Source organism: Kitasatospora sp. NPDC057595, assembly GCF_042800875.1.
Taxonomy (GTDB): Bacteria; Actinomycetota; Actinomycetes; order Streptomycetales; family Streptomycetaceae; genus Kitasatospora.
The window spans coordinates 1-21,603 of record NZ_JBHVGL010000043.1 but is presented as its reverse complement, the minus strand read 5'-3'; the positions used below and the strand labels follow the sequence as shown (position 1 = coordinate 21,603).

The following is a 21,603-nucleotide window of genomic DNA, read 5'->3' as shown; positions in this document are numbered from 1 at the left end:
CTGTCCCTTTCTCCCTTCATCGCCTGACGTACCGTCACTACCCTTTCCCCCCGGACGGAGGCCCACCACCACAGAGATGGAGCACCGACCGTGCGAACCTCACTCAGGACCACCCTCGTCGTCCTCCTGGCCACCCTGCTCGCCGCCGCCGCGGCACTGACCGCCGCCGCCCCGGCCGGCGCCGTCGTCGGCGGCACGGCGGCGGGCGCCGGCCAGACCCCCTACCTCGTCTCCCTGGCGCGCGGCTCGCACTTCTGCGGCGGCGCCGTCCTCGACCCGAGCACGATCGTCACCGCCGCCCACTGCGTCAGAGGCGTGAGCGCCGACGCCCTGACCGTGCGCGCGGGCAGCCTCCAGCACGCCTCCGGCGGCGTCCGCGCCAAGGCCGCGTCCGTCCTGCCGCACCCCTCCTACGACCCGGCGACGCTCGACTACGACCTCGCCCTGGTCCGCCTCGCGACCCCGCTCGGCGGCAGCGGCGTCGCCGCGGTCCCGCTGCCGGCCCAGGGCAGCGATCCGGCCGCCGGCGGCGCCCAGGTCTCCGGCTGGGGCGCGACCGTCCAGGACGGCCCGCTGTCCGCGTCCGCGCGCATCGTCGCCGTCCCCCTCATCACCCGCGACAAGTGCCGCACCGAGTACGGGACCGCCAACGTCACCGACCGGATGATCTGCGCCGGGGAGGACGCCGGCGGCAAGGACGCCTGCCAGGGCGACAGCGGCGGCCCGCTCGTCGCCGGCGGCGTCCTGGTCGGCGTGGTCTCCTGGGGCCTGGGCTGCGGCCGCCCCGGCCACGCCGGCGTCTACACCCGGATCGGCGCGCTGCGCTCCTGGATCGACTCCCACCGCAGCGGCGGCTGACCCGCCCGGAAACCCGTTGCGCGGGCGGCGGAGGGCCGGTGATGATCCGTGGCATGAGCGCCGATCCCGTCCTGCACCCCTACCCCAAGATCTCGGCGCGCGGCGGCGTCGCCGCCTCCGGCGCCCGCGGCTGGGTCGCGGCGGAGAAGGTGCACGGCGCGCACTTCGCCGTCGTCTGCGACCGGGAGGGCGTGCGGCCCGCGAAGCGGCGCGAACTCCTCGGCGACGACGCGCTCGACGACTTCTTCGGCGTCAGCCGGATCTGGCCCGCGCTCGCCGTCGCGGCGGCCCGCCTCGCGGCGGCGGTGCGCGAGAGCTCCGGCCCCGCCGCCGTGGTGACCGTCTACGGCGAACTCGCCGGCGGCGGCTACCCGCACCCGGAGGTTCCCGCCGTCGACGGCGTCCAGCCGGTGCAGACCGGTGTCTGGTACGCGCCGGGGCTGCACTGGCTGCCCTTCGACGCCACCGCGGAGACCGCCGACGGCCGGTGCTGGCTCGCCGACCGCGACCTGCGCGAGGCCGCGACCGCCGCCGGGCTGACCTGCGTCCCCGCCCTCGGCCACGGCGCCCTGACCGCGCTCCAGGACCTGCCCGCCACCTTCCCCAGCCGCGTCCCCGCCCTGCTCGGCCTGCCCGAGCTGCCCGGCAACCTCGCCGAGGGCTACGTCCTCAAGCCGGCCGGGCCCTGGGCGCCCGAGGCCGGGCCCCGGCCGCTGCTGAAGGTCAAGCAGCCGGCCTTCGCCGAGGACGAGCGCTTCGACGGCGCCCGCCCCTACCTGCCGCCACCGGACGGCGCGGCCGGCGTCCCCGCCTGGCTCCTCGTCCAGGCCGCCGCCCTGCTCACCCCCACCCGCGCGGCCGCCGCCGTCAGCAAGCTCGGCCCCCGCACCCCGCCGGACGCCGTCGCCGCCGAGATCGCCCACGACGTCGCCGCCGAACTCGCCGAAGCCCTCGGCGGCCTCCCCGCCCCCACCCGTCTCGCCCTCCGGCACGCCCTCACCCCGGCCGCCACCACCCTCGCCCACTTCGACGCCGAGGACCGCCGCACCACCTGAGCCGCACCGCCTGGGCCGGGGCGCCTGGGCCGCACCGCCTGGGCCGGGGCGCCGCTCGCCGGGCCCGCGGGTGCTCAGGGCAGCAGGACGACCTGGCCCGCGTAGTTGAGGCCGGCGCCGAAGCCGACCAGCAGGGCGGTGTCGCCCGGACCGGTCGCGCCGGTCTCCAGCAGCGCCTCCAGGGCCAGCGGCACCGAGGCCGAGGAGGTGTTCCCGGTGCGGGCGACGTCGTAGGAGACGGCCGTGTCCGGGCCCAGCCCCAGCCGTTCCGCCATCAGGTCGATCATCCGGGCGTTGGACTGGTGCGGCACGAACACGTCCAGCTCCCCGGGCGCCACCCCGGCGCCGTCCAGCGCCCGGCGCGCCCCGGGGCAGACCTCCTCCATCGCCCAGCGGAACACCCGCCGGCCGTCCATCCGCAGCCAGGGCCGTTCCGTCGTGCCGGGCGCGCCGGCGTAGGCGTCCCAGCCGCGCGACATCCGCAGCGAGTCGAAGTACCGGCCGTTGGCGGCCCGCGACACCGGCCCGATCCCGGGCCGGTCCGCCGGACCGACCACGGCCGCGCCGGCGCCGTCGGCGAACAGGAAGGCCATCGAGTCGTCCGTCGGGTCGACGATGTCGGTCATCCGCTCGGCGCCCACCACCAGCACGTGCCCGGCGCTGCCGGAGCCGATCGAGTCGGCGGCCAGCGCCAGCGCGTGGCAGAAGCCCGCGCAGGCGGCCGAGAGGTCGATCCCGGTGGCGCCGTCCGCGCCCAGCTCATGGGCGATCCGCACGGCGGTCGGCGGGGTCATCAGCATGTTGGAGGTGCTTGCCAGCAGCACCAGGTCGATGTCGGCGGGCCGCACCCCGGCCCGGGCCAGCGCCTTCTCCGCGGCCGCCGCGCCCATCACCGCCAGGGTCTCCTCCGGCCCGGCGAACCGGCGCTCCACGATGCCGCTGCGGCCCGTGATCCACTCCTCCGGGTGCCCGATCATCCGGCCCAGTTCGGCGTTGCCGACCACCCGGTGCGGCCGGTACCCGCCGACCCCGAGCAGCCGGCTGTGGCCCGCGGGCGCGGCCCGCAGCCCCTCCGGCCGCGGCCGCCCGGGCCGTTCCGCGCCCCGCCCCGTCCCCTGCTCGGCCATCGTCGACTCCCCTTCACGCGGCTCGCGTCGGAACTCCGCGGCCAGCCTCCCGACCGGCCCTGGAACCCGGCTGGAGCCCTGCACCCCGGCCACTGTCCAGCGCGGCTCGACCGCAGCCCCAGCCGGGGCGCCGACCGTGGCGGTGTTCACCGAACGGAAGGAAACGGAAACCCCATGGCTGGCTTCACGCTCACCGACTTCCAGCAGATCGTGGCGAAGTGCTTCGAGGGCACCGACGGCGGCGAGCTCGACGCGGCCTCGGTCGACAGCGAGTTCGGCGACCTCGGCTTCGACTCCATCGTGGTCTACGAGATCGCGGTCCGGATCCAGGACGACTACGACGTCGCCATCCCCGACGAGGACCTCGACGACCTGAAGACGCCGGCCGCCTTCATCGCGTACGTCGACGCCCGCGTCCCCGCCGCGAACTGACGGGTGCCGAAGGCCGACGGAAGGAAGGAGGACCGGTTGTGAACCGAAGCGTCGCCATCACCGGGATCGGTGTGGTCGCACCCGGCGGGATCGGCCGCAAGGCGTTCTGGGACCTGCTCGTCTCCGGGCGCACCGCCACCAGGACCATCTCGCTCTTCGACCCCGCCCGCTTCCGCTCGCGGGTGGCGGCCGAGGTGGACTTCGACCCCGCCCTGCACGGACTGACCCCCCGGGAGGTTCGGCGGCTCGACCGGGCGGCCCAGTTCGCCGTGGTCAGCGCCCGCGAGTGCATCGCCGACAGCGGACTGGAGTTCGCCGCGCTGGACCCGCACCGGGTCGGCGTCAGCGTCGGCAGTGCCGTCGGCGGCACGACCACCCTGGAACAGGAGTACCTGGTCCTCAGCGACAGCGGCCGGAACTGGGAGGTCGACGGCGCCTACCTGTCGCCGCACCTGTACGACGCCTTCGTACCGAGCTCGCTGGCGGCCGAGGTGGCCTGGACGGTCGGTGCCGAGGGCCCGGCCACCGTGGTCTCCACCGGCTGCACCTCGGGGCTGGACGCCGTCGGCCACGCCCGCGACCTGATCGCCGAGGGCAGCGCGGACATCATGCTGGCCGGCGCCGCGGACACCCCGATCTCGCCGATCGCCGTCGCCTGCTTCGACGCCGTGCGCGCCACCTCGGCGCGCAACGACGACCCGGCCCACGCCTCGCGTCCCTTCGACCGGGGCCGCGACGGGTTCGTGATCGCCGAGGGCGCCGCGATGTTCGTCCTGGAGGAGCTGGGGCACGCCCGGGCCCGCGGCGCGCACGTCTACGGGCTGCTCTCCGGGTACGCCACGCGCTGCAACGCCTACCACATGACCGGGCTGAAGAAGGACGGCCGGGAGATGGCCGAGGCGATCCGGTACGCGCTGGCCGAGGCGGGCCGGGCACCCGAGGCGGTCGACTACGTCAACGCCCACGGCTCCGGCACCAAGCAGAACGACCGGCACGAGACGACGGCCTTCAAGCTGGCGCTCGGCGACCACGCCTACCGGGTCCCGGTCAGCTCGATCAAGTCGATGGTCGGCCACTCGCTGGGCGCGATCGGCTCCATCGAGATCGCCGCCTGCGCGCTGGCGATGGAGTACGGGGCCGTCCCGCCCACCGCCAACCTGCACGAGCGCGACCCCGAGTGCGACCTCGACTACGTGCCCAACGAGGCCCGGGAGGCCCGGCTGGACACCGTGGTGTCGGTCGGCAGCGGCTTCGGCGGCTTCCAGAGCGCGATGGTGCTGACCCGGGCGGACGCGGCATGAGCGGCCCGGACACCCGAGCGGCCGTCGCCACCGGCCCGGCGGCCGGCGCCGCGAGCGCGCCGGACACCGCCGTGGTCACCGGCATCGGCGTGGCCGCGCCCAACGGCCTCGGCACCGAGGCCTGGTGGGCGGCGACCCTGCGCGGCGAGAGCGGGATCCGCCCGATCACCGCCTACGACGCCTCCCGGTACCCGGTGCGCCTGGCCGGGCTGATCCCCGATTTCGACGCCGCCGCCCACCTGCCGGGCCGGCTGCTGCCGCAGACCGACCGGGTCACCCGGCTCGCGGTCGCCGCCGCCGACTGGGCGCTCGCCGACGCCGGGGCCGACCCGGCCGCACTGCCCGAGTACGGCATGGGCGTGGTCACCTCCAACGCCACCGGCGGTTTCGAGTTCACCCACCGCGAGGCGCGCAAGCTGTGGACCAAGGGCCCCCAGCACGTCAGCGTCTACGAGTCCTTCGCCTGGTTCTACGCCGCCAACACCGGCCAGATCTCCATCCGGCACGGCATGCGCGGCCCGAGCAGCGTCCTGGTGGCCGACCAGGCGGGCGGCCTGGACGCGCTCGGCCACGCCCGGCGCACCCTGCGCCGGGGCGGCGCGCTGGTGGTGAGCGGCGGCGTGGAGTCCGCCTTCGACCCCTGGGGGCTGCTCGCCCACCTGTCCGGTGGCGGGGTCTCCCTGGTCGCCGACCCGGAGCGGGCGTACCTGCCGTTCGACACCGAGGCCGCCGGCCACGTGCCCGGCGAGGGCGGCGCCGTCCTGATCGTGGAGAGCGGCACGGCCGCCGCCGCGCGCGGCGCCCACCAGGTGTACGGCGAGATCGCCGGCTACGCGGCGACCTTCGACCCGGCGCCCGGCTCCGGCCGCCCGCCCGGGCTGGAGCGGGCCGCCCGGCTCGCGCTCGCCGACGCCGGCCTGGCCACCGACGACATCGACGTGGTGTTCGCCGACGCCGCCGGCGTCCGCGAGCGCGACGACGCCGAGGCGGCGGCCGTCGAGGCGCTGTTCGGCCCGTACGGCGTCCCGGTGAGCGTGCCCAAGACTCTCACCGGCCGGCTCACCGGCGGCGGCCCGCCGCTGGACACCGCCGCCGCCCTGCTGGCGATCCGCGACGGCGTGCTGCCGGCCGCGCGGATCGGCCGGCCGGTGCCCGGCCACCGGCTCGACCTGGTGCGCGGCGAACCGCGCCCGGCCCGGGTGCGCGCCGCGCTGGTGCTGGCCCGCGGCCACGGCGGCTTCAACTCCGCCCTCGTGGTGCGCGCCCCCGCCCCGGACGCCCCCCGGGCGACCCGCCAACCCGACCCCGACCCCTCCCGGGAGGACCGGCCATGAGCCGCCTGACCTTCGACGACCTGCGCGGCATCCTCGCCGAGTGCGCGGGCGAGGACGAGCAGACCCGCATCGACCCCGAGGCCCTGGACCTGCCGTTCACCGACCTCGGCTACGACTCGCTGGCCCTGTTGGAGACGGCCGCGGTGATCGCCCGCCGCTACGGCGCCGACCTCGCCGACGAGGTGGTGGCCGCGGTGGAGACCCCGCGCCAGCTGCTCGACCTGGTGAACAGCGCGACGGCCGAAGCGGCCTGAGCGAACGCCCACCCATTTCGCGTTCGAGAGAGGAGCACCGGCATGGCGCAGCAGCAGCGCGGAGCGGCCCTGGTCACCGGGGCCACCCGGGGCATCGGCCGGGCCGTCGTCGAGACCCTGGCCCGGCGCGGCCACCCCGTCTTCCTCGCCGCCCGGGACGCCGGGCAGGTCGCCGCCACCGTGGGGGAACTGCGCGAGCAGGGCCTGACGGCGGACGGCGCCGCCTGCGACGTGCGGTCGCGCGAGGAGGTGCGGGCCTGGGTCGCGGCCGCCGTCGAGCGGTACGGCCCGGTGGAGGTGCTGGTGAACAACGCCGGCCGGGGCGGCGGCGGAGTCACCGCCGACCTGCCCGACGAGACCTGGTACGACGTCATCGACACCAACCTCAACAGCGTCTTCCTGGTCACCCGGGAGGTGCTCACCACCGGCCGGATGCGCGAGCGGGCGAGCGGGCGGATCATCAGCATCGCCTCCACCGGCGGCAAGCAGGGTGTGCTCTACGGGGCGCCGTACTCCGCCTCCAAGCACGGCGTGGTCGGGTTCACCAAGGCGCTCGGCCTGGAGCTCGCCAAGAGCGGCATCACCGTCAACGCGGTCTGCCCCGGCTACGTCGAGACCCCGATGGCCGAGGGCGTGCGTCAGGGCTTCGCCGCGCTGTGGGGCGTCACCGAGCAGGAGGTGCTGGAGCGGTTCCTCGCCAAGATCCCGCTGGGCCGCTACACCGACCCGGCCGAGGTCGCCGCCTTCGTCGGCTACCTGGTCAGTGACGAGGCCGCGCCGATCACCGCCCAGGCGCTCAACATCTGCGGCGGCCTGGGCAATTACTAGGGCCCGTCTTCAAACCCCCGCCTGCCGCCCCCGACCACGGACGACCCCTGCGACGGAGAGAGCCATGACCACACCACCGCCCGCACCACCGCTGCGCCGCACCGCCGAGCACACCGCCGACCTCCGGGCCCCCGCCGACCGGGCGTTCCGGCTGATCGCCGACGTCACCCGCTGGCCGCTGCTCTTCCCGCCCTGCGTCGCCGCCGACGTGCTGGAGTCCGACCTCGACTCCGAACGGATCCGGCTGTGGGCCGTCGTGGGCGAGGAGGTGCGCAGCTGGACGTCGCTGCGCACCCTCGACCGCGAACGGCTGCGGATCGACTTCCGCCAGGAGACCCCGAGCCCCCCGGTCACCTGGATGGGCGGCCACTGGGAGTTCGCGCGCGGGTCCGACGGCGAGAGCACCACCCGGCTGGTGCTCGGCCACGAGTGGGCCACCGCCGGCGCGCCCGAGCAGTCCGAGCTGATCGCCCGGGCGCTGGACGGCAACAGCGGGCAGGAGATCGGCGCCGTCCGCTCCTGGGCCGAACGTCCGGAACCGCTGGAGGAGTTGGTCTTCTCCTTCGAGGACCGGGTGGAGGTGGCCGGCCCGCCCGAGGCGGTCTACGACGTCCTGTACCGGGCCGACCTGTGGCCGGACCGGCTGCCGCACGTGGCGGCCGTCGAGCTGGACACCGCCGCCGCGACGCCGGTCACCGGCGGGGCCGAGGTCCAGTGGCTGACCATGGACACCCGCGCCGACGACGGCTCGGAGCACCGGACCCGCTCGGTGCGGCTCTGCTTCCCGCACCGGCGGATCGTCTACAAGCAGACCACCCCGCCGGCCGGCCTGCTCGGCCACAGCGGTGAGTGGATCCTCCGTCCCCACGGTGCGGGCACCGCCGTCACCGCCGTGCACCGGGTGGCCCTCGACGCGGCGGCCCTGCCCCGGCTGTTCGGCCCCGAGCCCGACCTCGCGGCCGTGCGGGCACGGGTGCGGGCGGCGCTCGGCGGCAACAGCCTGCGCACGCTGGAGTGGGCGCGCTCCTTCGTCGCGGACGCCTCGGCCGCCGCCTCCGGGGCGTCGCGGTGACCGGGCTGCCCGCGGCGCCCGGTGGTGCCCTGCACGGCAGCGCCCCGGACGGCGACCGGATCCGCGTCCAGGAGGTCGCCGACGGCGTGTTCGCCCACGTCCAGGATCCCGGCGGCTGGTGCCTCAGCAACGCCGGCGTGGTGCTCGGCGGCGGCGAGAGCCTGCTCGTCGACACGGCCGCGACCGAACGGCGGGCACGCCGGCTGCGCGAGACCCTGACCGGTCTGACCGCCGTCCCGCCCCGGCTGCTGGTGCTCACCCACTTCCACGGCGACCACGTCTTCGGCGCCGGGGTCGCGGCGCCGGAGGCGGCGGTGGTCGCCCACGAGAACGCCCGCCGCGAGATGGCCGAAGCCGGCCTCGGCCTCACCGGACTCTGGCCCGCCGTCGACTGGGGCCGTGTCGAGGTGCGGCTGCCCCAGCTCACCTACCGGGACCGGCTCGCCGTGCACATCGGCGAACGGCCCGTCGAACTCCTGCACTTCGGGCCCGCGCACACCACCGGGGACACCCTGGTCTGGCTGCCGGAGGACGGCGTGCTGTTCGCCGGGGACGTGCTGCTCTCCGGCTGCACGCCCTTCCTGCTGATGGGCTCGGTGCGCGGCACCCTGCGCACCCTGGACCGGCTGCGCGAACTCGCCCCCCGGACGGTCGTCCCGGGCCACGGGCCGGTCGCCGGACCGGAACTGCTGGACGAGACGGCCGCCTACCTGGAGTGGCTGCTGCGCACCGCCGAGGCGGGCCTGGCCGCCGGGCTGAGCCCGCTGGAGACCGCCCGCGACGCCGGCCCCGGCCCCTTCCCGCACTGGCTGGACGGCGAGCGGGTGGTCGGCAACCTGCACCGTGCGTTCGCCGAGCTGACCGGCGCGGCGGAGGGTGCCGCGCTGGACGTGGTGCGGATCTTCGGGGAGATGGTGGAGCACAACGGAGGGCGTCTGCCCGCCTGCTACGCCTGACGTCCGCCCCCGCCCTCCGCCCGCGCGCACGGCCCCGGCCCCTTCCGGCCGGGGCCGTGCGCGCGTCAGACCGGCACGCCCGTGCGGCGGGTGCGGGTGCGGGCGGCCGGTGGGCGGACCCAGGTGTCGAGGACGGCGGCGGAGAACAGGCCCAGCCCCCGGGCGCGGGCCCGGGCCAGGTCGGCGGGGGTGTCGACGTCCAGCCGCAGACCCGGTCCGGCGGCGAGCACCGGCTCCCCGGCTCCGGCCGCCCGCCCGAACGCCGGGACCAGTTCGGCGGCCCGCAGTGCCGTCACCACCGTGGTGCCCGCGCCGGTGTGGTCGGCGACCCTGGTCCGGCGGTGGCGCCGCGCCCGGGCCAACAGCTCCGCCAGCTCCTCGGACCGCAGGGTGGGCAGGTCGGAGGCGAGCACGGCCACCGGGCTGTCCGGGGCGAGCGCCGAGGCCCCGGCGAGGGCGGCCGCGTCCGGCCCGGCCGCCCGCTCCTCCGGCACCGCCGCCGCCCCGAGGGTGTGCGCCTGCCGGGCGGCCAGCGGATCGCCGGTCACCACCAGCACCAGCCCGACCCCGGGCGTGGCCCGCACCGCCCGCAGCGTGTCCAGATAGAACGCGTGCGCCAACTCGGCATGGTGGCGCCCACTGTGCCGGGCCAGCCGCTGCTTGGCCACCCCGAAGGGCCGCACCGGCAGCACCACCGACCAGAGCACGTTCTCCCGATACGGCTCAGCTGTCATACCCCCCACCGTCCACCCGCCCTCTGGAGCCCCCCTGCACCCCCGCTGGAGCACCGGCCCCGGGGCCGCGGACGCCCTCGGGTTGTTTCGGCGGCCCGGGTCGGCGTCCTCGTCCGGTCCGGCGATGCGCCGACGCGGGGACGGTGCGGGCCGTTGGCCCGGAGCGGGCCGGCGAGCTGCGGGGTGGGCCGTCCGTCGTCCGCTGTCCGCTGTCCGCGACGCTCCCGCCACCGCCTCCTCGGGTGGTTGCCGTTCTTCTCGCGCCGCGGTGACGGTGGTCGCCGGTCACACGGCTCGGGTCTCGCGGACCGGGGTCAGGCGTGGCGGTGCGGGGTGGTGGCTCGGGTCGCGGTGGGCCGGGGTGTCCGCCGGCCGCGCGTGGGGCTCGCCGCCCCGGGTCAGGGCCGGTGGGGCAGACGGGCGAGGGCGGCGCGGAAGGCGGTGAGGTCGGCGGGGGTGCCGGTGTGCAGGGGGGCGGCGAGGAGCGGGGCGACGACGGTGGCGCCGGAGCGGACGGCGGGGTGGTGGCGGGCGGGGGTGGAGAGGCTGCGGTCGGGGCTCGCGTCCAGCAGGAGCAGGCCGGGGCTGGTGCCGGAGCGGTCGAGCAGGGCCGACAGCGCGGGCCACCAGCGGACCGGGCGGGCGAGTTGGCCGGCCCAGAACCGCGGGTCGCGGGCCTCCTCGGGGCGGACCTCGGCGGTGGTGCACGCGGAGAGCACGGTGGTGCGCGGCGGTCGCGGGCCGAGTCCGGCGAGCGCCGTGCCGAAGCGGTGGGCCGCGGGTGCCAGGGCGGGGGAGTGGAAGGCGTGGCCGGAGCGCAGGGCGCGGACGGTGTGGCCGGCGGCGCGCAGCCGCTCCGCGGTGGCGGCGAGGGCGGCGGACGGGCCGGCGAGCACGGTCTGCCGGGGGCCGTTGACGGCCGCGAGGGCGACGCCGGGGCCGAGCCGGGCCGGCAGGTCGGCGGGGGCGGCGGCGACGGCGAGCATCCCGCCGCGGGTGCCCGGGTCGAGGTCGCCGCTGCGGGCGTCGACGAGGACGGCCAGCCGGTCGGCGGGGAAGACGTCGGCGAGCGCCGCGGCGGCCAGCTCGCCGACGCTGTGCCCGAGCAGCAGCGCGGGCGGGCCCGCGGCGGCCTCGACGGCCCGGCCGAGCGCGTGGCCGACGGCCAGCAGCAGCGGCTGGGCGGTCGCGGCGTCGTCCATCGCCGGGTCGGGGGCGGGCCGCAGCCAGGCCTCGCGCAACCGCTCGCCGCGCGCGCCGAGGGCGGCGAACGACCGGTCCAGGTGTGCGGTGAAGACCGGTTCGCCGCCGTACAGGCCGGCGGCCATGCGTTCGCGTTGGGCGCCCTGGCCGGGAAGCAGCAGGACGGTCCGGCGGTACTCGGTCATCGTCGTCTCCGGTGGGTCGTCATGGGTCATGGGTCACGGGTCATGGGGCGTCGGCCGTCGGCCGCTGGTCGTCGTCGGGAGCGTGCGGGGGGTGCCTTGACCCGGGGTGGACCGGGGCTCAAGCCAGAATCCTGTCCGCGCCGCGAGGGTGACGGCGTGACGGACGTGCTGTTCCATGACGACTTCCGCGCCGGGTTCGACACCGACGCGCTCTGGCAGGCCGGTGGCGATGGGGTCGCCGCCACCTCGGCGGACGGCCTGGCGGTGCGCTCCTCGGGCACCGACCCGGTCACCGGCGAGCCGGTCTTCACGGCCACCCGCTCGCCGAACGCGCCCGGCGGCGGCCGCGGCGACCACCTGAAGTGGACGGCTCTGGTGCGGCACGCCGCCCGCTCCGGGCTGCCGGGGTTCGATCTGCCGGCCGGGGGCACGCTGACGGTGGGCGCGGTGCTGTCCGCACGTTTCCCGGGCACCGGCCGGCACCCGTTCGGCACGGCGGTCGCCGACCCGGCGGCCGACCCGCGGCTGGCGGCGGCAGGCCTGGTGGCCACCGACCCGGTGAGCCGGACGGTCTTCGACTTCCTGCTCACCGACACCCGGGTGTACGCGCTCTACGAGTGCCTGCCGCCGCGTCCCGGCGCCGACCCGGCCGACCCGGCCGCCCCGCCCCGCGCCGCGTTCAGCCACGCGGTGCCGGTGGCCGAGCGGACACCCGGGGCCTGGCACCGCTGCGCCGTCCAGGTGGACCGCTCCGGCACCCGGGTGACCTGGCTGCTGGACGATGCGCAGGTGCTGGCGGTGGACCGGATCGGCCACCTGCTGCCGGGGCGCCGGCACCTGCTGCTGGACCACGGCGGCGAGCCGGGGGAGCCGCTGAGGCTCGGCCAACTGGCCGCCGGGCTGGCGGTGCTGACGCTGCTGGACGGCGCGGGCCCGGACGGGCGCGCCCTGGTGCGGCTGGACGCCGAGCCCAGCCACTACGCCGACGTGCGGGCCGGTGCCCCGGTGCCGCAGGCCTTCGTCGACGAGCACAGCCGCCCGGAGAGCCGACTGTTCGGCGCCGGAGCCGAGTTGAGGGTGCGTGAGCTGACGGTGCGGGCGAGCGCGTGACCGGGCGCGCGGGTGCGGCCGGGTGTTGACAGGCACCGGCGGCCCCGTTAGCTTACCTTTGCTTTCAAAGCAAACGATTGGAGCGCCCTCATGAGCTGGAACGAACGGATCATCAAGGAGTTCCGGGAGAACAACGGGAAGGTGGGCGGCATGTTCGACGGCGCCCCGATGGTGGTCCTCACCACCGCCGGCCGCCGTACGGGCAAGCCGCACACCAACCCGGCGATCTACCTGCGGGACGGCGGCCGCTACCTGGTGTTCGCCTCCAACCTCGGCAGCCCGGAGCACCCCGACTGGTACCACAACCTGGTGGCCTCGCCCCAGGTCACCATGGAGATCGGCACCGACGAGGGGCAGGTGAAGCCCTTCGCCACCCGCGCCGTCGTCCTGGAGGGCGAGGAACGCGACCGGCTGTACGAGCTGCAGAGCACCATCAGCCCCGCGTTCCGCGAGTACCAGGAGAAGACCACCCGGGTCATCCCCGTGGTCGCCCTGCACCCGCTGGACCTCTCCACCGACAACGAGCGCAACAAGATGATCGGCCGCCAGCTGATCATCCACCACAACGAGCTGCGCACCGAGCTCGCCGAGGTCCGCGCCGCCGTCGAGGCCGCGCTCGACGGCGAGGGCGCCCCCCGTCCGGCCGCCGACCTGACCCGGCAGCTGCACCGCCGCTGCCTGACGTTCTGCTACGGACTGCAGATGCACCACACCCGCGAGGACGGCTCCTTCACCGCCTTCGAGCGGCAGTTCCCGCACCTCGCGCCCGCCATCACCCGGCTGCGCGAGGAGCACAAGGTGGTCGAGCAGGCGCTCGCCCGCCTGGAGGAGGTGCTGGAGCGCGGCCTCGCGGCCGAGGGCGGCGACGTCGCCGAACTCCGGGCGGAGCTCGACCGGGCCATCAACGGCCTGGAGGAGCACTTCGCCTACGAGGAGGAGCACCTGCTGCCGGCGCTGGACGTGTCCCGTCCATCCTGACCGGGCCCCGGGCTGGCCGGGGCCCCCGAACCACGGAGCGTGCTGACATGCGCTACACGCTGCTCGGCAAGTCGGGCCTGAGGGTCTCCGAACTCGCCCTCGGCACCATGACCTTCGGCACCGACTGGAAACTGCCCCCCGAGGTCCCCGGCCGCCTGCTCGACCTGTACGCCGACGCCGGCGGCAACCTGATCGACACCGCCAACGAGTACGGAGACGGCACCGCCGAGTCGAGGCTCGGCGAACTCCTCGCCGGCCGCCGCGACCGGTTCGTGCTGACCACCAAGTACACGATGCAGACCCGGCCGGGCGACCTCAACTCGGCCGGGAACCACCGCAAGAACCTCGTCACCTCCCTGGAGGCGAGCCTGCGCCGGCTGCGCACCGACCACCTGGACCTGCTCTGGGTGCACGCCCGGGACACCCTGACCCCGGTGCCCGAGGTGATGCGCGCCCTGGAGGACGTCGTCCGCGCCGGGAAGGTGCTCCACATCGGCGTCTCCGACTGGCCCGCCTGGGAGGTCGCCCAGGCCAACACCCTCGCCGAGCTGCGCGGCTGGTCCGCCTTCGTCGGCCTCCAGCTGCACTACAACCTCCTCGACCGCACCGCCGAACGCGAACTCCTGCCGATGGCCCACGCCTTCGACCTCCCGGTGCTCGCCTGGGGCCCGCTGGCCGACGGCCGGCTCACCGGCAAGTACCTGACCGGAGGCACCGGGCGGCTGGACACCGTCTCCTGGGGCCGGGCCCGCGGCGAGGGGGACGACATCGTCCGCGAGGTCCTCGCCGTCGCCGAGGCGGTCGGCCGCCCGCCCGCGCAGGTCGCGCTCGCCTGGCTGCGCTCGCGCCCGGGCACGGTGATCCCGCTGGTCGGCGCCACCTCCGAGGAGCAGCTGCGGCAGAACCTCTCGGCCGCGGAACTGGCGCTCGACGAGGAGCAGTTGACCGCGCTGGAGCGGGTCAGCGCGGTGCCGGCCGGGTTCCCGCACGCCTTCCTGCGCTTCCCCGCGATGGTCCGGCTGATCTACGGCGACCAGTGGGAACTGGTCGACGACCGGCGCACCACCGTGCGCCGCGCCGTCGCCGACGACCTCTACGGCAGCGCCGCGCGCTGACGGCGCATGCCGCACGGCGCTCACCGGGGCGCACGCGGACGGGGCCGCGGACCAGGAGGTCCGCGGCCCCGTCCGGCCCTCGCCCGTGCCTACTTCACGTACCGCATGTCGAACGAGCGCACGTTCAGCGTCACGCCCTGGCCCCAGAGCCGGTTCCGCTCCAGGCTGCTGTCGTCCAGGAAGCTCTGCTGGGCCGGCGCGCCCTGCGACGGCTGGTAGTAGAAGTCCTGCTCCTTGTCGAGGCGGACCAGGCCGCGCTTGTCCCGGTCCTTCACCCCGCCGGCGCCGTCCAGCAGGTTGCCGGTGCCCAGGCCGCACTGCACCGAGCTCGCCCGGACCTGCTCCGGCGTGCCGCCGTGGTCCAGCCGCAGGTACTTGCGGTCGAAGGCCAGCGTGCCGATCCGGTCGGTGGACAGCACGTCCTTGCCGTTCACCAGCCAGGTGACCCGCTGCCCGCCGCGGTCGAACTTGATCTCCAGGGTGTCCGTCCGGCCCGGGGTGCGCTTGGCGACCGGGACGGAGAAGTGGTACGCGGCATAGGTGCTGCCGGGGATCGGCAGCCGCTCGTACACCGCGTGGATCTCGCCGTTGGTGACCGTCAGGTTGGCCACCGTGTGGGTGGTGTGGTCGACCGAGATCAGCGTCGCGCTGGCCAGCCGCGGGTCGCTCTGCGGGTCGGCGACCGCGTCGCCGAACGGGTGCTGGTCGACGTAGTCCGCCTGGACGGACAGCTTGCTGGAGCAGAGCAGCGCGCCGGTGTCCGGGACCGGCACGCCGTTGGCCGAGGAACGCCGGGGCTGCGCCACCCACTTGAGGTGGTCGCCGGTGCCGCCGCCGAACCCGGTCGCGTTCTGGTCGGTCGTCGCGGCGAAGGCCGGCCGGCCGGTGACCGGGTTGGTACCGGTCGGCACCACGGTGATGCCACGGCGCCCGGCGGTGATCACGCCGTCGCCCTGCGGCAGCGTCTGGCCGGTCGCGGTCTTCGACGAACCCAGCTGCCAGGTCTGGGCGGTGTCGAAGCCGCCGCGGAACTCGTCGTGGAAGAGGACCTGCCCGGACCGCCGGTCGGCGCTGTCCGCGCCGGTGGCCGCGCCGGCGGTTCCGCCGGCCCCGGCCACGCTGGCCACGGTCATCGCGACGCCGATCGCCGCCTTCATTTTCCCGTTCAACGCGTCTCCCTGTGCATCGGATCACTGAGTACCGAGGAGCGGCCCCGAGGACCGCGGGCGGTGCGCCGCACACTCTGTCCACGCCCCCTCGAATTCCGGTCGAACCGCCCCCTCCACGCCCGCTCGACCACAGCTCCAGCCGCCCCGGCCAGGCTGCGGACACCCACGACGACCAGCCCTGTCCGGAAAGGAGGCGATGGCCGTGGACCAGCTCCTCGCCATCACCGAGGAAGTCGGCACCGCACTGGCCGAGCGGCGGCCGGTGGTCGCGCTCGAATCCTCGCTGATCACCAACGCGCCGTCCGTCGACGCCGCCCTCGCCATCGAGAAGGCCGTCCGGGACGGCGGCGCCGTGCCCGCCACCATCGGCATCCTCGACGGCCGGCTGCTCGTCGGCATCGACGCCGAGCAGATCGAGCGGTTGCGCACCACCCCCGGCGTGCCCAAGGTCAGCGCCCGCGACATCGGACCGGTGCTGGCCGGCGGCGGCGCCGGAGCCACCACCGTGGCGGGCACCATCGTGATCGCCGAGCGGGCCGGCATCCCGGTCTTCGCCACCGCGGGCATCGGCGGCGTGCACCGCCGCGCCCAGCAGACCTTCGACATCTCGCCGGACCTGCTCCAGTTCACCCGCACCCGGATCACCGTCGTCTCCGGCGGCGCCAAGAGCATCCTCGACGCCCGGCTCACCGCCGAGTACCTGGAGACCGCCGGCGTGCCGGTGCTCGGCTACGGCACCGACCGGCTGCCCGCCTTCTACGCGCGCGCCACCGACGTCCCGGTCCACCGGGTGGACGACGTCCGCCAGGCCGCGCGCACCGTCCGGGCGCACTGGGAGGTCAACGGCGGCGGCACGGTCCTGCTCACCACGCCGGTCGCGGAGGAGGACGCGCTGGACGCGGTCGTGGTGGAGACCGCGATCGAGCGGGCGCTCGCCGAGGCGGACGCCGCCGGGGTCACCGGCAACGCCGTCAGTCCGTTCCTGATGAAGGCGGTCTCCCGGGCCACCGAGGGCCGTACCGCGAAGGCCGGCCGCTCCCTGCTGCTGAGCACCGCCACCCTCGCCGGCGAGCTGTCGGTCGCGCTCGCGGCCCTCGCCGACTCCGATTCCGACTCCGAGCCCGGATCCGGGCCGGAGGGGGAGCGGGCATGACGGGCGGCGCGCCGGCCGGCGTCCTGTTCGACCTCGACGGCACCCTCGCCGACACCCCGGGGGCCATCACCGCCCTGCTCACCGCCGTCCTCGCCGAACGCGGGGTGCGCCCCGACCCGGACGAGCTGCGCGCGACCGTCGGCCTGCCGCTGGAGCCCAGCCTCGCCTGGCTGCTCGGCCGACCGGCCGACGGCCCCGAGGTGGCCGCTGCCGCCGCCGACTACCAGGCCCGCTTCCGCGCCCACCTGACGGCCGCCGGCGCCGCCCTCTGTTACCCGGGCGTGCCCGAGGGACTGCGCCGGCTGACCGCCGCCGGGCTGCGGCTCGCGGTCGCCACCTCCAAGCCGCGCGGGGCCGCCGAGAAGATCCTCGCCCTGATGGGCACCGCCGACGCCTTCACCGCGGTGGCCGGCCACGACAGCGTCGAGCACGGCAAGCCGCACCCGGCGATGGCCCGGTACGCCGCCGAGCGCCTCGGCCTGCCGGCCGGTTCCTGCGTGGTGGTCGGCGACGGCGTCGCCGACGTCGGCATGGGCCGCGCCGCCGGCATGCGCGTCATCGGCGTCTCGTACGGCGCGGCGACCGCCGCCGAACTGACCGCCGCCGGAGCGGACCCGGTCGTCGGATCCTTCGCCGAGGTCGTCGACCTCCTGCTCGCCCAGGCCGCACCGACCACCCGACCCGAGGAGCCGCGATGAACCCGCCCGCCCGCACCCCCGACACCGCCGCCGCGACCGACGCCGCCGTGCTCTTCCGGGACGACTTCCGGGACGGCCTGGCCGCCACCGGCCCCGACGCCCGCTGGCGCCACGTGCAGGCCACGCCCGAGCTGATCGCCGACGACGCCGACCTCACCGTCACCGGCGACGGCCTGCGCCTGGCCTCCCGTGGCCGCCACCCGGAGACCGGCGAGCCCGCCTACACCCGGACCGTGCCCAGTGAGCGCGGCCAGGCCGGGGTGGTGCCCGGCTTCGCCGACCACGCCAAGTGGATCGCCTACGTCAACCGCACCGCCGCCTCCGGCTTCCAGGGCTTCGACGCCCTCCCCGGCCGGGTGCTGTCCGTCTCCGCCACCGTCTCCGGGCGCACCTACGGCACCGCCGGCCACCCGTTCGGCGACGCCGTCCGCGACCCCGAGGACGACCTGCGGCTCGCCGGCGCCATGCTGAACACCATCGACCCGGAGACCTCGGTCGCCTTCGACTTCATCCTGACCAACCGCCGGCTGTACGCCTTCTACGGGCGGACCAACTTCGCCCGCCGCCTGCTCGGCCGGTACGGCTCCTTCGCCTGCACCGTGCCGCTGCTCGACCGCACCCCGGACGACCGCCACCGGGTGCGGATCTCCTACGACCGCGCCGCCGGCGCGGTCCGCTGGCTGCTGGAGGATCAGGAGGTGCTGCGGGTGGACCGGATCGGCCTGCCGCTCGCCCGCGAGACCCTCACCCTCGACGAGGGCGGCGAGCTGACGGTGGTCGAGCCGCGCCAACTCAGCTTCGGAATGGGCATGCTGAGCCTGCTGGACGGCTCCTGGCCGACCGGGCGCGGCCTGGTCAGGCTCTCCCGGGCCACCACCTACTTCCGCCCCGACGCCGGCGAGCCGCACGAGCAGGCCTTCGTCGACGAGGAGAGCCTGGAGAGCAGCAGGCTCTTCGGCCAGGGCGCCGAGCTGACCGTCGGGGACTACACCGTCACCGACGAACCGGCCGGCTGACCGGCCACCGCACGGCAGCGCGAAGGGGGCTGCGGGCACCGGCCCGCAGCCCCCTCCCGTGTGCACCGGGGTGTCAGCCCGCCCGGCGGCCGGCCAGCTCGGCGGTCGCGAAGCGGTGCGCGGCCGGCTCCCACTGCAGGACGGCGTGCGTGGCGCCGGTGGTGGCGTCCCGCCAGAACCGCTGGAAGGGCGCCTCCTCCTGCAGCGCGCCGGTGCCGGCCGTCGCGGCCAGCCCGTTGACCGCGGCCAGCAGCAGCTCGGCGGCGGCCGCCTGGTCGCGCTGCGCCCGGGCGCCCCGCCACTCGCCCCGCTCACCCCGGTCGGCGTCCTCGGCGGCCCGGGCCAGCAGCAGCGCGGCGGCGTCGGTGGTGGCGGCGGCCCGGGCGAGCGCGGACTCGGCCGCGGCCGAGGGCTTGCGGCGGACCGCGGCGGCGCCGTACGCGTCCAGCGCGCCGCGGACCGCGCCCAGCACCGGAGCGGCGAAGGTCAGCCCGCTGACGTCGCGCAGCGCGACGGCGAGCGGCGCGGGCGCCGCGCCGGCCGGGCGTCCGGCCAGCAGCTCGCCGGTGGTGAAGGTGTGCCCGGCGGGGACGTGCACCGGGTCCAGCACCAGGGTGTGGCTGCCGGTCCCGCGCATGCCGACGGTCCGCCAGGTCTCCTCGACCCGGTAGGCCGGGCGGGGCACCAGCAGGAACCGCGCCTCCCGCTCGTCCGGCCCGCCGCCGGGAACCGGCACCAGGCAGGCGAGCAGCGCGGCGTCGGAGGAGTCGATGCCGCTGACGTAGGACCAGCGGCCTTCGAGCCGCCAGCCGCCGTCCACGGCGACGGCCGTGCCGGCGGGCACCAGAGCCCCCGCCACCAGGGCGTCCGGGCCGTCCGCCCAGAGGGCGCGCCGGCCCTCCTCGGGCAGGAACCCGGCCATCCGGCCGAGGGTCGCGGCGATCGACGCGCACCAGGCGGCGGACGGGTCGTGCCGGGCCAGTTCGGCGACGGCGTCGAGACAGGTGCCGAAGCCGCCCTCGTCGCCGCCCCACGCGGCGGGGACGAAGTGCCGGGCGAACCCGGCCTCCCGGACGGCCTCGGCGACCTCGGGGACGAGCCGGTACTCGCGCTCGGCCCGCTGCGCGTGCGTCGAGGCCAGCCGGCACACCTCGGTCAGGTCGGAATGCTCCTTCACGGCGGCACTTCCCTCCGGGACGGTGGAGAACGGTGGAGAAGCGCAGCCTCCCTCCGCCCGGTGGAGACCCACTGGACCTCCGGTCGCGCCCGCCCGCCGTCGGCGGAAGGAGCGCGGGGACCGGTGCGGCCCCTCCGCCGACGCCGCTGCGTCCGTGCGGGCCGCGGTCAGGCCTTGGCGGCCCCGGCGTCGGCCGGTTCCTGGGGGGTCTGCTGCGGGGGGCGGGCGGCCATGAAGACCAGACGGCCGCCGGGGAGGATCATCGCGGCCGGGGCGGCCAGCAGGTAGAGGCCGACGACGACCAGCAGGCCGGTCGCGGCGGAGCGGATCGGCGGGTGGCCGCCGTCCAGCAGGCCGAAGTAGACGGTGCCGAGCAGCGCCACGCCGGAGGCGGTGCCGATCTGGATGGCCGTGTTGACCAGCCCGGCCGCGGCGCCCACGTGGTGGCCCGGCGTCTTCGCCAGGACGGTGGCGATCAGGACGCCCGAGGCCATCGACATGCCGACGCCGCCGACCAGCAGACCCGGGATCAGCTGCCAGGAGTGCAGCCCGGTGCCGTAGCGGACCACCGCGAGGGTGGTGAGGCCCATGCCCGCGGCGAGCACCAGGCAGCCGACCACCGCCAGCGGCCGGCCGAGCTGGCGCAGCTTGGTGGCGAACGGCGAGAAGAGGCCGACGCCGACGGCGGCCGGCACCATGGTGAGCGCGGTGTGCAGCGGCGAGAAGCCGACGGTGCTCTGCAGGTGGACGGTCAGGACCACCGGGTACGCGGCGCCGGCGAAGAACAGCACGGCGACCGAGAGCCCGCCGAGGGCGGCCCGTTCGCGCAGCAGCGCCGGGTCGATCAGCGCGGTGTGGCCGCGGGCGACGACCGTGCGTTCGTAGCGGCCGAAGAGCCAGAGCAGCACCGGGCAGGCGGCCATGACGACGAAGGTCCACCACGGCCAGTCCAGGGTGCGGCCCTCGACCAGGGGGTAGAGCAGGGCGAGCACGGCGACGGTGGCGAGTACGAGGCCGCGCACGTCGGTGCTGGAGGCGTACTCGGAGCGGGAGTCGCGGCAGAGCAGCACGGTGCCGATCAGCGCGGCGATGCCCACCGGCACGTTGACGAAGAAGATCGGCCGCCAGCTGAGGTCGAACAGGTCGGCGTTCAGCAGCAGGCCGCCGAGCAGCGGGGCGCCGACGCCGCCGATCGAGAAGGTCAGGCCGTAGACGGTGGCCGCGCGCTGCTGCTCGACGGGCGGGAACTCGACCCGGAGCATCGCGAGCACCTGCGGCACCATCAGGGCGGCGGAGGCGCCCTGGAGGATCCGGACGGTGACCAGCATCTCCGGGTTGACGGAGAGGCCGGTGACCAGCGAGGTGAGGGTGAAGGCGACCAGCCCGGCCTGGAAGACCTTGAGCCGGCCGTAGCGGTCGCCGAGCCGGGAGGCGGTGATCATGCCGGAGGCGAAGGCCAGGGTGTATCCGGCCATGGCCCATTCGAGCTGGGTCGAGGAGGCGTGCAACTCGCGGCGGAGCGTGGGTAAGGCGACCTGGAGGACCGTTCCGTCGATCAGGTCCATCACGGTGGCCGCCATGGTGACCACCAGGGCGGCCCAGCGACGGGGGTTGAACTGCTCGGATGCTGGCCGGGGCACGGGCATGGGACGCCCCTTCCGGTACTCTGGGGGAGCGGACAGAGACTTTGCTTTGAAAGCAAAGTTATGAGGAGGGGTGGAGGGATGTCAACGGAACACGCGTCCGACGCCGTGCCCGGGGGTGGTCTGAGTGCCGATGAGGCGGTCCGTGCGATGCTGCTTCTCATGCCGAGGGTGGCGGCGCGGTTGAAGCGCACGCCGGTGCCCG

21 protein-coding genes are annotated in these 21,603 nt (G+C 75.9%); 15 read left to right on the top strand and 6 right to left on the bottom strand.

The window, feature by feature from the left end:
* The first annotated feature begins 90 nt into the window (after positions 1-90).
* Together ACFU9E_RS34670 and ACFU9E_RS34665 are read left to right on the top strand one after the other, a co-directional pair.
* A complete protein-coding gene (locus ACFU9E_RS34670) occupies positions 91-858 on the top strand; it encodes a serine protease (protein WP_380685976.1) in 768 nt (255 codons plus the stop codon).
* 53 nt (positions 859-911) lie between these two features.
* Entirely contained in the window at positions 912-1,913 is a 1,002-nt protein-coding gene (locus tag ACFU9E_RS34665) for an RNA ligase family protein (RefSeq protein ID WP_380685974.1), read from the top strand.
* Positions 1,914-1,987: 74 nt separating this feature from the next.
* Here ACFU9E_RS34665 and ACFU9E_RS34660 read toward each other — a convergent pair whose 3' ends face one another.
* Positions 1,988-3,040 carry a ketoacyl-ACP synthase III gene (locus ACFU9E_RS34660; RefSeq protein WP_380685972.1) on the bottom strand — a complete coding sequence of 351 codons (1,053 nt, stop codon included), beginning with the start codon at positions 3,038-3,040 and terminating at the stop codon, positions 1,988-1,990.
* Positions 3,041-3,214: 174 nt separating this feature from the next.
* Here ACFU9E_RS34660 and ACFU9E_RS34655 point away from each other — a divergent pair, with 174 nt between their 5' ends.
* From ACFU9E_RS34655 to ACFU9E_RS34625, 7 genes are all read left to right on the top strand, one after another.
* Positions 3,215-3,472: an acyl carrier protein gene (locus tag ACFU9E_RS34655; protein ID WP_380685970.1), complete on the top strand. Its 258-nt coding sequence runs from the start codon at positions 3,215-3,217 to the stop codon at positions 3,470-3,472.
* A 38-nt stretch (positions 3,473-3,510) separates the two neighbouring features.
* On the top strand, positions 3,511-4,773 hold the full coding sequence (locus tag ACFU9E_RS34650) for a beta-ketoacyl-[acyl-carrier-protein] synthase family protein (protein WP_380685968.1): 1,263 nt from the start codon (positions 3,511-3,513) through the stop codon (positions 4,771-4,773).
* Positions 4,770-6,107 carry a ketosynthase chain-length factor gene (locus ACFU9E_RS34645; RefSeq protein ID WP_380715652.1) on the top strand — a complete coding sequence of 446 codons (1,338 nt, stop codon included), beginning with the start codon at positions 4,770-4,772 and terminating at the stop codon, positions 6,105-6,107. The genes ACFU9E_RS34650 and ACFU9E_RS34645 overlap by 4 nt, the downstream gene beginning before the upstream one ends.
* Positions 6,104-6,361, top strand: coding sequence for an acyl carrier protein (locus ACFU9E_RS34640; protein ID WP_380689529.1), 258 nt, complete (start codon positions 6,104-6,106; stop codon positions 6,359-6,361). Before ACFU9E_RS34645 ends, ACFU9E_RS34640 begins: the two co-directional genes overlap by 4 nt.
* A gap of 42 nt (positions 6,362-6,403) precedes the next feature.
* Positions 6,404-7,189 carry an SDR family NAD(P)-dependent oxidoreductase gene (locus ACFU9E_RS34635; RefSeq protein WP_380689527.1) on the top strand — a complete coding sequence of 262 codons (786 nt, stop codon included), beginning with the start codon at positions 6,404-6,406 and terminating at the stop codon, positions 7,187-7,189.
* 64 nt (positions 7,190-7,253) lie between these two features.
* Positions 7,254-8,261, top strand: coding sequence for an aromatase/cyclase (locus ACFU9E_RS34630; protein WP_380689525.1), 1,008 nt, complete (start codon positions 7,254-7,256; stop codon positions 8,259-8,261).
* Between the two features lie 5 nt (positions 8,262-8,266).
* Positions 8,267-9,217 (top strand): MBL fold metallo-hydrolase, encoded by a 951-nt coding sequence (locus ACFU9E_RS34625; protein WP_380689531.1) that lies wholly within the window; start codon positions 8,267-8,269, stop codon positions 9,215-9,217.
* Positions 9,218-9,282: 65 nt separating this feature from the next.
* Here ACFU9E_RS34625 and ACFU9E_RS34620 read toward each other — a convergent pair whose 3' ends face one another.
* Both ACFU9E_RS34620 and ACFU9E_RS34615 read right to left on the bottom strand, forming a co-directional pair.
* Complete coding sequence (locus ACFU9E_RS34620) at positions 9,283-9,951, bottom strand: NTP transferase domain-containing protein (RefSeq protein ID WP_380688360.1); 669 nt, start codon at positions 9,949-9,951, stop codon at positions 9,283-9,285.
* Between the two features lie 398 nt (positions 9,952-10,349).
* Complete coding sequence (locus tag ACFU9E_RS34615; protein WP_380688362.1) at positions 10,350-11,369, bottom strand: acyltransferase domain-containing protein; 1,020 nt, start codon at positions 11,367-11,369, stop codon at positions 10,350-10,352.
* A gap of 126 nt (positions 11,370-11,495) precedes the next feature.
* On the opposite strand from ACFU9E_RS34615, the gene ACFU9E_RS34610 reads away from it, so the two are divergent.
* The 3 genes from ACFU9E_RS34610 to ACFU9E_RS34600 all read left to right on the top strand — a co-directional run bounded on the left by ACFU9E_RS34610 (position 11,496) and on the right by ACFU9E_RS34600 (position 14,542).
* Positions 11,496-12,449, top strand: a complete 954-nt coding sequence (locus tag ACFU9E_RS34610; RefSeq protein ID WP_380688364.1) for a DUF6081 family protein — start codon at positions 11,496-11,498, stop codon at positions 12,447-12,449.
* A gap of 90 nt (positions 12,450-12,539) precedes the next feature.
* Positions 12,540-13,427 (top strand): nitroreductase/quinone reductase family protein, encoded by an 888-nt coding sequence (locus ACFU9E_RS34605; RefSeq protein WP_380688367.1) that lies wholly within the window; start codon positions 12,540-12,542, stop codon positions 13,425-13,427.
* A 47-nt stretch (positions 13,428-13,474) separates the two neighbouring features.
* Positions 13,475-14,542, top strand: coding sequence for an aldo/keto reductase (locus ACFU9E_RS34600; RefSeq protein ID WP_380688370.1), 1,068 nt, complete (start codon positions 13,475-13,477; stop codon positions 14,540-14,542).
* A gap of 89 nt (positions 14,543-14,631) precedes the next feature.
* Here ACFU9E_RS34600 and ACFU9E_RS34595 read toward each other — a convergent pair whose 3' ends face one another.
* Positions 14,632-15,711, bottom strand: a complete 1,080-nt coding sequence (locus ACFU9E_RS34595) for a DUF6081 family protein (protein ID WP_380689169.1) — start codon at positions 15,709-15,711, stop codon at positions 14,632-14,634.
* Positions 15,712-15,907: 196 nt separating this feature from the next.
* Here ACFU9E_RS34595 and ACFU9E_RS34590 point away from each other — a divergent pair, with 196 nt between their 5' ends.
* Genes ACFU9E_RS34590 through ACFU9E_RS34580 form a run of 3 tightly spaced genes read left to right on the top strand, consistent with a single transcriptional unit; the run spans position 15,908 to position 18,578 of the window.
* On the top strand, positions 15,908-16,864 hold the full coding sequence (locus tag ACFU9E_RS34590; RefSeq protein WP_380689167.1) for a pseudouridine-5'-phosphate glycosidase: 957 nt from the start codon (positions 15,908-15,910) through the stop codon (positions 16,862-16,864).
* Entirely contained in the window at positions 16,861-17,562 is a 702-nt protein-coding gene (locus ACFU9E_RS34585; protein WP_380689165.1) for an HAD family hydrolase, read from the top strand. The genes ACFU9E_RS34590 and ACFU9E_RS34585 overlap by 4 nt, the downstream gene beginning before the upstream one ends.
* Positions 17,559-18,578, top strand: coding sequence for a DUF6081 family protein (locus ACFU9E_RS34580; protein ID WP_380689163.1), 1,020 nt, complete (start codon positions 17,559-17,561; stop codon positions 18,576-18,578). The genes ACFU9E_RS34585 and ACFU9E_RS34580 overlap by 4 nt, the downstream gene beginning before the upstream one ends.
* A gap of 73 nt (positions 18,579-18,651) precedes the next feature.
* Here ACFU9E_RS34580 and ACFU9E_RS34575 read toward each other — a convergent pair whose 3' ends face one another.
* A complete protein-coding gene (locus tag ACFU9E_RS34575; RefSeq protein WP_380689737.1) occupies positions 18,652-19,755 on the bottom strand; it encodes a hydrolase in 1,104 nt (367 codons plus the stop codon).
* 167 nt (positions 19,756-19,922) lie between these two features.
* Positions 19,923-21,401 carry an MFS transporter gene (locus ACFU9E_RS34570; protein ID WP_380689735.1) on the bottom strand — a complete coding sequence of 493 codons (1,479 nt, stop codon included), beginning with the start codon at positions 21,399-21,401 and terminating at the stop codon, positions 19,923-19,925.
* Positions 21,402-21,603 lie beyond the last annotated feature (202 nt).